The 13,003-nt window shown below is 37.5% G+C and carries 9 protein-coding genes; 6 read left to right on the plus strand and 3 right to left on the minus strand.

What is annotated here, in order from left to right; genetic code table 11:
• The first annotated feature begins 51 nt into the window (after positions 1-51).
• From eno to ACFPQ3_RS03385, 3 genes are all read left to right on the plus strand, one after another.
• The gene (eno, locus tag ACFPQ3_RS03375) at positions 52-1,359 is read left to right on the plus strand and encodes a surface-displayed alpha-enolase (protein WP_156806923.1); all 1,308 of its coding nucleotides are present in this window, start codon (positions 52-54) and stop codon (positions 1,357-1,359) included.
• 1,053 nt (positions 1,360-2,412) lie between these two features.
• On the plus strand, positions 2,413-2,535 hold the full coding sequence (locus ACFPQ3_RS03380) for a cold-shock protein (protein WP_380433577.1): 123 nt from the start codon (positions 2,413-2,415) through the stop codon (positions 2,533-2,535).
• Positions 2,536-2,944: 409 nt separating this feature from the next.
• Positions 2,945-4,279: a hemolysin family protein gene (locus ACFPQ3_RS03385; RefSeq protein WP_156806925.1), complete on the plus strand. Its 1,335-nt coding sequence runs from the start codon at positions 2,945-2,947 to the stop codon at positions 4,277-4,279.
• A 284-nt stretch (positions 4,280-4,563) separates the two neighbouring features.
• Here ACFPQ3_RS03385 and ACFPQ3_RS03390 read toward each other — a convergent pair whose 3' ends face one another.
• Genes ACFPQ3_RS03390 through ACFPQ3_RS03400 form a run of 3 tightly spaced genes read right to left on the minus strand, consistent with a single transcriptional unit; the run spans position 4,564 to position 6,424 of the window.
• A complete protein-coding gene (locus tag ACFPQ3_RS03390; RefSeq protein WP_156806927.1) occupies positions 4,564-5,349 on the minus strand; it encodes an ABC transporter permease in 786 nt (261 codons plus the stop codon).
• A 9-nt stretch (positions 5,350-5,358) separates the two neighbouring features.
• Entirely contained in the window at positions 5,359-6,057 is a 699-nt protein-coding gene (locus tag ACFPQ3_RS03395) for an ABC transporter ATP-binding protein (protein WP_156806929.1), read from the minus strand.
• Entirely contained in the window at positions 6,050-6,424 is a 375-nt protein-coding gene (locus tag ACFPQ3_RS03400; protein ID WP_156806931.1) for a GntR family transcriptional regulator, read from the minus strand. Before ACFPQ3_RS03400 ends, ACFPQ3_RS03395 begins: the two co-directional genes overlap by 8 nt.
• Positions 6,425-6,950: 526 nt before the next feature.
• On the opposite strand from ACFPQ3_RS03400, the gene ACFPQ3_RS03405 reads away from it, so the two are divergent.
• From ACFPQ3_RS03405 to pyk, 3 genes are all read left to right on the plus strand, one after another.
• Complete coding sequence (locus tag ACFPQ3_RS03405) at positions 6,951-10,055, plus strand: DNA polymerase III subunit alpha (RefSeq protein WP_156806933.1); 3,105 nt, start codon at positions 6,951-6,953, stop codon at positions 10,053-10,055.
• 81 nt (positions 10,056-10,136) lie between these two features.
• Positions 10,137-11,150 carry a 6-phosphofructokinase gene (gene pfkA, locus ACFPQ3_RS03410; protein WP_156806934.1) on the plus strand — a complete coding sequence of 338 codons (1,014 nt, stop codon included), beginning with the start codon at positions 10,137-10,139 and terminating at the stop codon, positions 11,148-11,150.
• A gap of 62 nt (positions 11,151-11,212) precedes the next feature.
• The gene (pyk, locus tag ACFPQ3_RS03415) at positions 11,213-12,718 is read left to right on the plus strand and encodes a pyruvate kinase (protein ID WP_156806936.1); all 1,506 of its coding nucleotides are present in this window, start codon (positions 11,213-11,215) and stop codon (positions 12,716-12,718) included.
• The last annotated feature ends 285 nt before the right edge of the window (positions 12,719-13,003 follow it).

The raw sequence follows: 13,003 nt of genomic DNA on the forward strand, positions 1-13,003 counted from the left end.
ATTATGATAAAATAGGCGAGTAAAATAAAAAACCATAAGGAGAGTAATAACATGTCAATTATTACTGATGTTTACGCTCGCGAAGTCCTAGACTCACGCGGTAACCCAACACTTGAAGTAGAAGTTTACACTGAATCAGGTGCTTTCGGACGCGGTATGGTTCCTTCAGGAGCTTCTACTGGTGAGCACGAAGCAGTTGAACTTCGCGACGGTGACAAATCACGTTACCTTGGTCTTGGTACACAAAAAGCAGTTGATAACGTAAACAACGTTATCGCTGAAGAAATCATCGGTTTTGATGTTCGCGACCAACAAGGTATTGACCGTGCAATGATCGCTCTTGACGGTACTCCAAACAAAGGTAAACTTGGTGCTAACGCTATTCTTGGTGTGTCTATTGCCGTAGCACGTGCTGCTGCTGACTACCTTGAAGTGCCACTTTACACTTACCTTGGTGGATTTAACACGAAAGTTCTTCCAACTCCTATGATGAACATCATCAACGGTGGTTCTCACTCAGATGCTCCAATCGCATTCCAAGAGTTTATGATTATGCCTGTTGGTGCACCTACTTTCAAAGAAGGTCTTCGTTGGGGTGCTGAAGTTTTCCACGCTCTTAAGAAAATCCTTAAAGAACGCGGACTTGTTACAGCTGTTGGTGACGAAGGTGGATTCGCACCTAAATTTGAAGGAACGGAAGATGGTGTAGAAACTATCCTTAAAGCTATCGAAGCAGCTGGTTACGAAGCTGGCGAAAACGGAATTATGATCGGATTTGACTGTGCGTCATCAGAATTCTATGATAAAGATCGTGGAGTTTATGACTACACTAAATTCGAAGGTGAAGGCGCTGCTGTTCGTACATCTGCAGAACAAATCGACTACCTTGAAGAATTGGTTAACAAATACCCAATCATCACTATCGAAGATGGTATGGATGAAAACGACTGGGACGGTTGGAAAGCTCTTACCGAGCGTCTTGGCGGACGTGTTCAATTGGTTGGTGACGACTTCTTTGTTACAAACACTGAATACCTTGCAAAAGGTATCAAAGAAGGTGCTGCAAACTCAATCCTTATTAAAGTTAACCAAATCGGTACTTTGACTGAAACTTTTGAAGCTATCGAAATGGCTAAAGAAGCAGGATACACTGCAGTAGTATCACACCGTTCAGGTGAAACAGAAGATTCAACAATCGCTGACATCGCAGTTGCAACAAACGCTGGACAAATCAAAACTGGTTCATTATCACGTACAGACCGTATTGCTAAATACAACCAATTGCTTCGTATCGAAGATCAACTTGGTGAAGTTGCTCAATACAAAGGAATCAAATCATTCTACAACCTTAAGAAATAATCTCTTTATGGGCTTAAAAGCCTTGATATTAAGCACTTTGGGGCATCATCCCAAGGTGCTTTTTTAGAATTTACTACCCTTTTTACTACCCCTAGTGAAAATGAGGTATAGTAAGAAGAGGGGTGGCCTAAAACGGGGCATCCCTAATGCTGTATTTTTATACTGAATTCATTTTAAAATCTAAAATTGTGGATCTTATATGAAAACAAATGGAGTAGATTAGATGTTTCTTGTTGTAGAAATTCAACTAGATTTAGAATTTATATCGAGACTAGAGGTTGGAACAAATGATATACTTCCCTTATAGTGGACAGTGAAAAAACAAAAATTCACTAGAAACTAAAAGGGGAGTTTTCGTATGTCAAATTGACGCAGTGGTTGATTGGAAGTTCTAAACCTAGCGCTCCTTCATTTTCAAGTGGCACCTAAAACAGCCATCAGACTATTTTTATATCACGCTATCGTTAGCGGCCGTCCTTTGCGGATGTGGGAGTGAAACTGTCTAGTAGATACTTTCAGATTGAGCTTTAAAACGAAAAAGATAATGGAGACTTTAGACTTGAAAATAAGCAATGGAACTTCGTTAGAAGGTTTTGACACCGGCTTTATTTCCTACCTCCAAAGGTTTACCAGACTTTTGGAGTGTCCCTACTACATAAGGCTAACTGTGCAAAAATTTGTGAATACAAGCTATCAGATTTTGATTTTAAATGAGTATTAATAGTTTAAATTTTGTTATAACTCCCTCAAACTAGGAAAGGAGGTGAATGATATATGGAGGTTTCAACATCATTTCTTGTCGCTGTATCAAGCGGTGTTGTTATTGATACTGGTTAAATATCCGTGATAAGTAGCCCTAGGGGCAAAATAAAATCCCATCAAGGAATGCTGGAGGAGGGGGTTACACGACGGACGATTGCATGAAAGATTTTTAGCAAGAAAGCAAAGCTTTTGGCATTTCAATCTTCGGCTTTTTCAAAAATATGTTTTATTATTTAGCTATTTTCCTTTTAAAAATTTTTGCAAATAATTTTTTTAAAGAGGTAACTCAAAATGGTAAATGGTACAGTAAAATGGTTTGATAAAGAAAATGGTTTTGGTTTTATCCAACAAGAAGAAGGATTAGATGTTTTACATACTTGTTACAAATTCAAACTGATGGCTTTAAATTCCTAGAAAATAGTGAAAAAGTAATATTTGAAGTTGAGCAAGGGGAACGTGGATTGTGAGATGTTAATATTACTAGAATTAATGAATCATCAACAAAAAGCTTAGAAAATTCTGAGCTTTTTGTTGATGAATCTAAGATTATGAAACATGAACTTAGTAAGATTGATAAAACAAGTTTAAGATAATGTATTCACGTTTTTCAGTGTCAAGATTTAGCATCAACACGGGGTTACAAATAAAAAATCCATAATGGTGTAATATAAATCAGTACAGTACAAAATGGCCAAGCACCTCGGAGGTGAGATGAAAATCATTTTAAAGAATTCCCAATTTTGTTGTTGTTAATATTTATTATCTAAATTACAAAATATATGCTATAATAACAATACTATATTATTTTTAGGAGTTATTTTTCATGGAAGACCCTAGTAGTCAGTCCTTATTGATTCAATTTATTGTACTTATTGTTTTAACTTTTCTGAATGCTTTTTTCTCAGCTTCTGAAATGGCGTTAGTTTCACTTAATCGATCTCGTGTTGAACAAAAGGCTGAGGAAGGTGAAAAAAAATATATTCGTCTGTTAAAGGTTTTAGAAAATCCTAACAATTTTTTATCTACTATCCAGGTTGGAATTACTTTCATTTCTCTTTTACAGGGGGCTAGTTTATCCGCTTCGCTTGGACGAGTGATTGCAGGTTGGCTTGGTGATGTTCAATATGCTACTACAATTGGTTCAGTGGCATCTTTGATTTTTTTAACGTATATTTCCATCGTTCTCGGCGAGCTTTATCCGAAGCGGATTGCGATGAATTTGAAGGAGAATTTGGCAGTTGTCTCAGCACCTGTAATTATCTTTGTGGGTAAAATTGTTAGCCCTTTTGTATGGTTATTATCAGCTTCTACAAATCTTCTTAGTCGAATGACTCCTATGGATTTTGATGATGCAGATGAACAGATGACTCGAGATGAGATTGAGTACATGTTGACTAGAAGTGAAGCAAGTCTAGATGCTGATGAGATTGAAATGCTTCAAGGGGTCTTTTCTTTGGATGAAATGCTGGCGCGAGAAGTTATGGTTCCTAGGACAGATGCTTTTATGGTTGACATCAATGCTGATACTCAGGAAACTATTCAGGAAATTCTTAAGCAAAGTTTTTCACGTATTCCAGTTTATGATGGGGATAAAGATAAAGTTATTGGCCTCATTCATACAAAAAATTTGCTTAGTGCAGCTTTTAATCAAGGTTTTGAAAATATAAATTTTCGTCGAATCATGCAGGAGCCTCTCTTTGTTCCAGAAACCATTTTTATAGATGATCTTTTAACTGCTTTTAGAAATAGCCAAAGGCAGTTAGCTATTTTATTGGATGAGTATGGAGGTGTAGCGGGTTTAGTGACTCTGGAAGATCTTTTAGAAGAAATTGTTGGTGAGATTGATGATGAGAGTGATAAATCTGAGATTTTTGTCAGAGAAATCGCTGAACATACTTATATTGTTCAAGGAAATATGACTCTGAATGATTTTAACGAATATTTTGAGACAGAACTTGAAAGTGATGATGTCGATACCATTGCTGGTTTTTATCTGACTGGTGTTGGGACGATTCCAAGCCAAGAAGATAAAGAGATTTATGAATTAGATAATAATAATAAGCATTTGGTTTTGATTAATGATAAGGTCAAAGATGGTCGTGTTACCAAGTTGAAACTTATTTTAACTCAGCTTGCGATTACAGAAGAAGAATATTAAAAAAGAGTCTGAGACAAAAAGATTTTTAGTTTAGAAAGTCTAGATCATTAAATCTAATTATATAAAACGAACAAAGGTTATCTCATTTTATATATAAGAGATAACCTTTGTTCGTTTTTTGTTCTAGTGTTCAGAGAGTCGTCTCAGACTCCTTAATTTTAGTGTAGAAATAAATTAAGTCAATGATTGATTGGAAGCATGCAATAGGATCGTTTCAACCTAAGCTTCGAAATGAGATGGAGAAGCTCAGGTTGAAATTATAATTTCTGTCCGATCTATTTTCTTTACTCAAGATTGAGTTTGTGTTTAATAATGGCGTGGGTTGCAATGTATGAGGCAATCAATCCTACAATGGTCATCACTAAATCAACTAAAATCAAACTACCATCTGTAAACGTAAAGGCAAGAAGGAATGAAATTAGTGTTAGAATCAACCAGATGATACCGTAGCTGACAAATCCCATCAAAACACGGTAAGTATTAAACAGTTGGCCGATAGAGATAGCGAGATAAATCCAAAGTACAGCTAAAATAGTAGAAAGGAAGGCGTCGAGATTCCAAACTATAAACCAAAACGTACTTTCAGAAGGAGGGACTTTAGACATGACTTCTGAAAATACTTTAACTACCTCTGACCATTCAACATGAGGTAGCACAAAAGCTAAAATAATGATTGCAAATAAAAGATAGGTTGTAATGAAAAGTAGGGTGGAGACTAGCAATTTACTCAAAAGAATAGAATGAGTAGATACTGGGAGTGTCATGGTTAAGTAACCTTGGCGACTAAAAAGGCTGGCATAAAAACGACGGATAATAATAACATAGGAAGCTATAGTAACTGCAATTAAAAGTCCGAATAAGGCAGCTAATAGGAAGAGAAACATTACATTATCTCTCAAATAACTTCCAACTTGATAACCGACATAGTTATAAGATGATGTTTCGATAGTTGTAATGAAACGTTTTACAGAATTTCCAGTAGCAATGGCCACTAATGAAGTAATAAAGAGAAGTCCCAGGTACCATTTTCCGATAGACTTTATTTCATATTTTAATAGTTTTCCAAACATAGTAACCTCCTAAGATTTAAAATGTTCTCTAAAGAGAGCATCAATGGATTGACCGTGTTCAAAACGAAGATCATCTGCATTTCCCTGCAAAGCGATTTGACCATTGTGGAGAAAAACAACTTCATCTAGAATAGGTTCTACATCTTGAATGAGGTGAGTAGAGAGAATAACGGAAGCGTCTTCTGAGTAATTATTGATAATGGTACGAAGAATATAATCTCTCGCCGCTGGGTCAACTCCTGCGATAGGTTCATCAAGAATATAAAGTTTTGCACGACGACTCATAACCAAAATCAATTGTACTTTCTCTTTGTTTCCTTTTGATAGCGTTTTGATACGTTTATTAGGATCAATGTCTAAATCAGCCAGTAATTTTTCAGCTCGTTCGCGATCAAAGTCGGCATAAAAATCTTGGAAAAAGCTTAGAGTGGCATTAGTGGTCATATTTTCATTGAGATAAGTGGTATCAGGAAGGTAAGAGATTATTTTTTTGCTCTCGATAGAAGGGTGATACCCGTCTATGACAACCTCGCCACTATCAGGTTGTAGCAGACCATTAATCAGTTTGATGAGAGTTGTTTTACCGCTACCGTTTGGGCCAAGAAGTCCAATAATTTTTCCTGCTGGTAAGTTAAAGGTGACCTCGTCTAAGGCAATTTGATGACCATATGTTTTTGTGACGTGGTGTAATTTAAGTAAATCAGTCATGTGTATTTTCCTCCAAAAAGCGGGTTAATTCAGGGATGATATCTTCTTGTGAGAAACCAATTTTTTGCATGTTGCTGACAAAGTTTTTTAACTCTAGCTGAGCAACTTCCAAACGTTTTTCAGCAATGAGATCAATGTCTTCTGTTACAAAACGTCCAGACGTTCGTTGAGAATAAACCATTCCTTCACGTTCTAATTCTGTAAATGCTCGTTGCATAGTGTTCGGATTAACTCCAGCTTCCTCGGCATATTCACGGACAGTAGGGAGTTGGTCACCGCTTTTGACTTGATTGCTGATAATTTGCATTTTTACATGTTGAGCAATCTGAGCATAAATGGGTGACTTTTCATCAAATTTCCAAGCCATAACCAAAGATATAAAGAGATGGTGTAGATGTCCAAAAGTTGATTTTTGGAATAACTAAATTCTCTTTCCTTTCTATGTATATTTTATAAACTAATTGGGATATTGAAACTATTTTGTACTATATCTATAATACGTATTAGTGGAGTTTTTGTCAAATAGAATCTATTTGTTAAGCGATTTATACTGAAGATGACGGAATTTTAAAATAAGAGGGAGGGGAGTGGACAAGTGTTGAAAAAAACTTATTTGTATGTAATGTTGAATTTGATATTATCTTAGGTATACAGATTTATTCTACTCCTCTTGAACTTTTCAATTTCCCATCATATTGGTTGTTGATGAGCCTTTTTGGCGATAGTTTATATGAGGAAAAGAACAACATAGGTACTATTTATTTCTTGAATATCTATATAATAAGGCTTGGAGTATTGACAGTATCATAAGAGATATTTTAGTGAATAGATGTTAGTGCTTTATGTGCCTAATTCTTTATAGTATAATGAAAGTAAAAACATAGGAGGTTGGTATGTTTGTTCCGTTAGACACTAGAACTGTTTATACATTTTTGGATAGTTTGGTTGATTTGCCAACCTATATTAGTAAAGCAAAGGAATTGGGCTATAAACATGTTGGTATAATGGATAGCGACACGCTTTATGGTGCTTATTCTTTTATTCAACAGGCAACATTGGCCGGTTTGAAACCGATTTTAGGTTTAGAGTTGTCGGTTATCATAGCAGAGCAAAAGATTAGATTAAAATTAATTGCGAAAAATACGGTTGGTTATCAGAGTCTCTTGAAAATCTCTAGTCAACGTATGATGGGAGAAACTGATTGGACGGCCTTTTCTGAGCTATTAAAAGGTATTGTGGTCATCTTACCAGCCGAATTTGTAGCAGTGGGGGATCTGTTATATTGTGAGTATATGATTGGGGTTTATCCTGACAGTCCGCAGATAGCGTATGAGAAACCAATGATTCCCCTTCACACCATTCGCTATTTTTCTAATGATGATCGGGAAACTCTTCAAGTGCTTCATGCCATCAGAGAGAATGTTTTCCTAAAAGATATCGAAGCGCCTAGTGCTAATCAATTTCTTTATTCACCGGAAACGATGGAACAAATATTTTCAGAGCGTTTCCCAACTGCTATAGATAATTTGACAACATTGGTTGAAAATATTTCTTACGAATTTGATAGAAACTTGAAACTTCCGCGGTTTAATCGCAACAGAGAAGCAGTAGATGAATTACGTGAACGAGCAGAAGCTGGATTGGTTGCTAAAAAGAAAACAGAATCCATTTATCAAGAACGTTTAAATCAAGAATTATCAGTCATTCATAAAATGGGCTTTGATGATTATTTTTTGATTGTCTGGGATTTGTTACGATTTGGGCGGAGCAAAGGCTATTACATGGGAATGGGACGGGGTTCTGCTGCTGGAAGCTTGGTTTCTTATGCCCTAGATATTACAGGTATTGACCCGGTTAAAAATAATCTCCTTTTTGAACGTTTCCTCAATGAAGAACGATACTCAATGCCGGATATTGATATTGACTTGCCTGATATTTACCGTTCTGAATTTTTACATTATGTTCGTGACCGTTATGGCAGTCAGCACTCGGCTCAGATTGTCACGTTTTCGACATTTGGTGCGAAACAAGCTATTCGTGACGTCCTTAAACGTTTTGGAGTGCCAGAGTATGAACTGTCAAATCTGACTAAAAAAATTGGTTTCAGGGATACCTTGACCAGTGTCTATGAAAAAAATATGGCTTTCAGGCAACTGATTAATAGCAAGGCAGAATATGTTAAAGGCTTTGCTATTGCCAAAAAAATCGAAGGACAACCACGACAAACCTCTATCCATGCAGCTGGGATTGTGATGAGTGACGATGATTTGACTAATCATATACCGCTTAAAGCTGGTGAAGATATGATGATTACTCAATACGATGCACCATCTGTTGAGGCTAATGGGCTTCTCAAAATGGATTTTTTAGGCCTACGAAATTTAACTTTTGTACAGAAAATGCAGGAAAAGGTGCTAAAAGATTATGGTCGAGACATTGATATCAAAGCCATAGACCTTGAGGATAAGGAAACGTTACAACTGTTTGCATCAGGTTTGACGAAGGGAATATTTCAATTTGAACAACCGGGGGCTATCTCCCTGCTAAAAAGAGTTAAACCAGAAAAATTTGAAGAAGTTGTAGCGACGACAAGTCTTAACCGTCCGGGAGCTAGTGACTATATTGATAATTTTATCAAGCGAAAGTTTGGTCGTGAACAGGTAAATCTGATTGATCCGATTGTGGCTCCTATTTTAGAGCCTACTTATGGTATCATGTTGTATCAGGAGCAGGTCATGCAAATTGCTCAGGTTTATGCTGGATTTACATTAGGAAAAGCCGATTTGCTTCGCCGAGCGATGTCTAAAAAAGATAAAAAAGAGATGCAGCTAATGGAAGCTGATTTCTTAGCAGGTGCGAGAGAACTGGGTAGACCTGAGCAGGTGGCGCGTGATTTATTTGAACGGATGGCAAAATTTGCTGGCTATGGTTTTAATCGCAGTCATGCTTATGCTTATTCAGCGCTTGCTTTTCAATTAGCTTATTTCAAGGTGCATTATCCAGAGGTTTTCTATGATGTCATGCTAAATTTTTCAAGTAGTGATTATATTACGGATGCTTTACAAGCTGATTTTAAACTTGGGAAACTTACTCTAAATTCAGTCCCTTATCATGATAAGATTGATGATGGAAAAATTGTTTTAGGACTAAAAACAGTTAAAGGACTGCCGAGAGACTTAGCGCTTTGGATTGTTGAGAATCGTCCTTATCAGAGTATTGAAAACTTTTTAGAAAAATTACCGAGCAAATATCAGAAGGTAGAAGTGCTATTGCCCTTAGTTCACATTGGTCTTTTTGATGAATTTGAACCCAATCGTCGCAAAGTTGAAGTTAATCTGGAGCATCTATTTACCTTTGTAAATGAGTTAGGAAGTCTCTTTGCAGACTCTTCTTATTCATGGTTAACAGCCGAAGATTATTCTGGAACGGAAAAATACCGTATGGAGCAAGAACTTTTAGGGGTTGGGATTAGCCCACACCCTCTTGATGCTTTACGCAGAGAGTTACAGGGGAATTTCACCCCCATTGAGCAATTAATAGCAGACAGTGAGGGAACGGTTCTCGCTCAAATTGATACGATTCGTATTATTCGTACTAAAACAAAAGGTGAGCAGATGGCCTTTCTTACTGTTAGCGATGCTCGTCATAAGCTGGATGTCACCCTTTTTCCTGAGGTTTATGGGAAATGGCAGAGCAAACTACAGGAAGGTGCCATCTACCTTTTTAAAGGGCGCTTACAATTGCGAGATGAAAGAATACAAATGATTTTACAAAATTTGACAGCAGCGACAGTTGAAAAGTGTTGGCTCCAGATGGCAAATCATGATCATGATAAAATAATCTCTGAAATTTTAAGTAAGTACAGAGGAGAATTACCAGTAGTTCTACATTATGTGGACAGTAAAAAAACCTTACAGAGTGATGTCTATTACGTTCAAAAATCCCATAAATTGATTGAAGAACTCAGTCCATTTGTTATGAAAACGATTTTTCGATAAAATCTTGTTAGAAAAAAGAGCAATTTAAAAACAACTGTGATATAATAGTGAGGTTAGAAATAAAAAAGGAGAAAACCAAAAATGAAACGTATTGCTGTTTTGACTAGCGGTGGAGACGCCCCTGGTATGAACGCTGCAGTTCGTGCAGTTGTTCGTAAAGCAATCACAGAAGGCATGGAAGTTTTCGGTATTAACCGTGGCTATGCTGGTATGGTTGAGGGAGATATTTTCCCAATGGACGCTCATTCAGTGTCTAATACTCTTTCTCATGGAGGAACTTTCCTACAATCAGCTCGTTACCCAGAGTTTGCAACTCTTGAAGGGCAATTAGCAGGAATTGAACAATTGAAAAAACATGGTATTGAAGGTGTAGTTGTTATCGGTGGAGACGGTTCTTACCATGGTGCTATGCGCTTAACAGAACATGGCTTCCCAGCTGTTGGTGTTCCAGGAACGATTGATAATGACATTGCTGGAACAGATTACACTATTGGATTTGATACTGCTGTTAACACTGCAACATCAGCATTGGATAAAATTCGTGATACGTCATTCTCTCATGGGCGTACCTTTGTTGTTGAAGTGATGGGACGTAATGCTGGGGATATTGCCCTTTGGTCAGGTATCGCTGCCGGTGCAGATCAAATTATTATCCCAGAAGAAGATTATGATATCAATGAAGTTGTCGCTAACGTTCGTGAAGGTTATGAAGAAAAAGGCAAATTCCGTCATTTGATTGTTTTAGCGGAAGGTGTTATGCATGCAGATGAGTTTGTTGAATTGATGAAAGAAGCAGGGGATACAAGTGATCTTCGTGCGACAAACCTTGGTCATATTCTTCGCGGTGGTGCCCCTTCACCTCGTGATCGTGTGATTGCGTCATGGATGGGATCACGTGCGGTTGAGCTTCTTAAAGAAGGACGCGGAGGTCTTGCTGTTGGTATTCATAATGAGCACCTTGTTGAAAGTCCAATTCTTGGAACTGCTGAAGAAGGAGCCCTCTTTAGTTTGGGAGAAAACGGTAAGATTATCGTGAATAATCCACATAAAGCGCGTCTTGATTTTGCTGCTTTGAACCGTGACTTGGCTCACTAAGCTATATTAATTTCGTTATTTCTGCCGGTAATCGGCAATTTAAAAAATAGGAGTTTCATATAATGAATAAACGTGTCAAAATCGTTGCAACCCTTGGTCCTGCGGTAGAATTCCGCGGTGGTAAAAAGTTCGGAGAACCAGGATATTGGGGTGAAGAACTTGATGTTGAAGCATCAGCTCAAAAAATTGCACAATTGATTAAAGAAGGTGCAAATGTTTTCCGCTTTAACTTTTCACACGGTGACCACGCAGAGCAAGGAGCTCGTATGGCAACTGTACGTCGCGCGGAAGAAATTGCTGGTCAAAAAGTTGGTTTCCTTTTGGATACAAAAGGTCCTGAAATTCGGACAGAAGTGTTTGAAGATGGAGCTGACTTCCACACTTACAAAACTGGCGATAAAATTCGTGTTGCTACAAAACAAGGTATCAAATCAACTCCAGAAGTGATTGCCTTGAACGTTGCTGGTGCACTTGATGTCTTTGATGATGTTGAAGTTGGTAAACAAGTTCTGGTTGACGATGGTAAACTCGGTCTTAAAGTCATTGAAAAAGATGTTGAAAAACGTGAATTCATCGTTGAAGTTGAAAATGATGGTGTTATTGGTAAACAAAAAGGTGTAAACATTCCTTACACTAAAATTCCTTTCCCTGCTCTTGCAGAACGTGATGATGCAGATATTCGTTTTGGTCTTGAACAAGGACTTAACTTTATCGCAATCTCATTTGTACGTACAGCACAAGACGTTGAGTCAGTACGTAACATCTTGCGTGAAACTGGTAATGAACATGTTCAATTATTCTCAAAAATCGAAAACCAACAAGGTATTGACAACGTTGACGAAATCATTGAAGCATCTGATGGTATCATGATCGCTCGTGGTGACATGGGTATCGAAGTGCCATTTGAAATGGTTCCAGTTTACCAAAAAATGATCATCACTAAAGTGAACGCAGCTGGTAAAGCAGTTATCACAGCAACTAACATGCTTGAGACAATGACTGATAAACCACGTGCAACTCGTTCAGAAATCTCTGACGTGTTCAACGCTGTTATCGACGGAACTGACGCAACAATGCTTTCAGGTGAGTCAGCTAACGGTAAATACCCAGTTGAATCAGTTCGTACAATGGCTACTACAAGTAAAAACGCTCAAACTCTTCTTAATGAATATGGTCGTTTGAACTCAGATAGCTTCCCACGTACTTCAAAAACTGAGGTTGTAGCTTCTGCAGTTAAAGACGCAACAAAATCAATGGATATTAAATTGGTTGTTACAGTTACTGAAACTGGTTTCTCAGCACGCCAAATTTCTAAATACCGTCCAGATGCAGATATCTTGGCTGTAACATTTACAGAAAAAGTTCAAAAATCATTGATGATCAACTGGGGTGTTATTCCAGTCGTAACTGAAAGACCAGAATCAACTGATGATATGTTTGAATTGGCTGAAAAAGTTGCGCTTGAGCAAGGCCTTGTTGAATCAGGTGATAACATTGTTATCGTTGCTGGTGTGCCAGTTGGTGTATCAGGTTCAACTAACACAATGCGTATCCGCACTGTAAAATAATTAGTTCATTCTGTTCAAAAATACTAGTTTTGACTAGTTAATACATGAAAAGAGGTTGGGACAAACCATCACGATGGCGGAGCCCACACCCACAAAACAATGACAACCAATAGGCAAAGCCCTCGCTAAGTGCTATACTCTTAGTGAGGGCTTTGTGGTTGATAACTTAATGATAAAATCTATCAAGGGACAAACTAATCCACTCTATCTACGAGAACCCCAAAATATCGCCTCAGAAGCATGAGTATAAAAATACGACTACTATTAGAGAGACAAGTCCTCATC

It is taken from the genome of Streptococcus caledonicus, from assembly GCF_042656225.1.
GTDB classification, from domain to species: Bacteria; Bacillota; Bacilli; order Lactobacillales; family Streptococcaceae; genus Streptococcus; species Streptococcus caledonicus.

Coding starts and splice junctions, on each gene's coding strand:
- ACFPQ3_RS03405 (WP_156806933.1), top strand. CDS start 6,951: ATGTTTGTTCCGTTAGACACTAGAACTGTTTATACATTTTTGGATAGT.
- pfkA (WP_156806934.1), top strand. CDS start 10,137: ATGAAACGTATTGCTGTTTTGACTAGCGGTGGAGACGCCCCTGGTATG.
- pyk (WP_156806936.1), top strand. CDS start 11,213: ATGAATAAACGTGTCAAAATCGTTGCAACCCTTGGTCCTGCGGTAGAA.
- ACFPQ3_RS03390 (WP_156806927.1), bottom strand. CDS start 5,349: ATGTTTGGAAAACTATTAAAATATGAAATAAAGTCTATCGGAAAATGG.
- eno (WP_156806923.1), top strand. CDS start 52: ATGTCAATTATTACTGATGTTTACGCTCGCGAAGTCCTAGACTCACGC.
- ACFPQ3_RS03385 (WP_156806925.1), top strand. CDS start 2,945: ATGGAAGACCCTAGTAGTCAGTCCTTATTGATTCAATTTATTGTACTT.
- ACFPQ3_RS03400 (WP_156806931.1), bottom strand. CDS start 6,424: ATGGCTTGGAAATTTGATGAAAAGTCACCCATTTATGCTCAGATTGCT.
- ACFPQ3_RS03395 (WP_156806929.1), bottom strand. CDS start 6,057: ATGACTGATTTACTTAAATTACACCACGTCACAAAAACATATGGTCAT.
- ACFPQ3_RS03380 (WP_380433577.1), top strand. CDS start 2,413: ATGGTAAATGGTACAGTAAAATGGTTTGATAAAGAAAATGGTTTTGGT.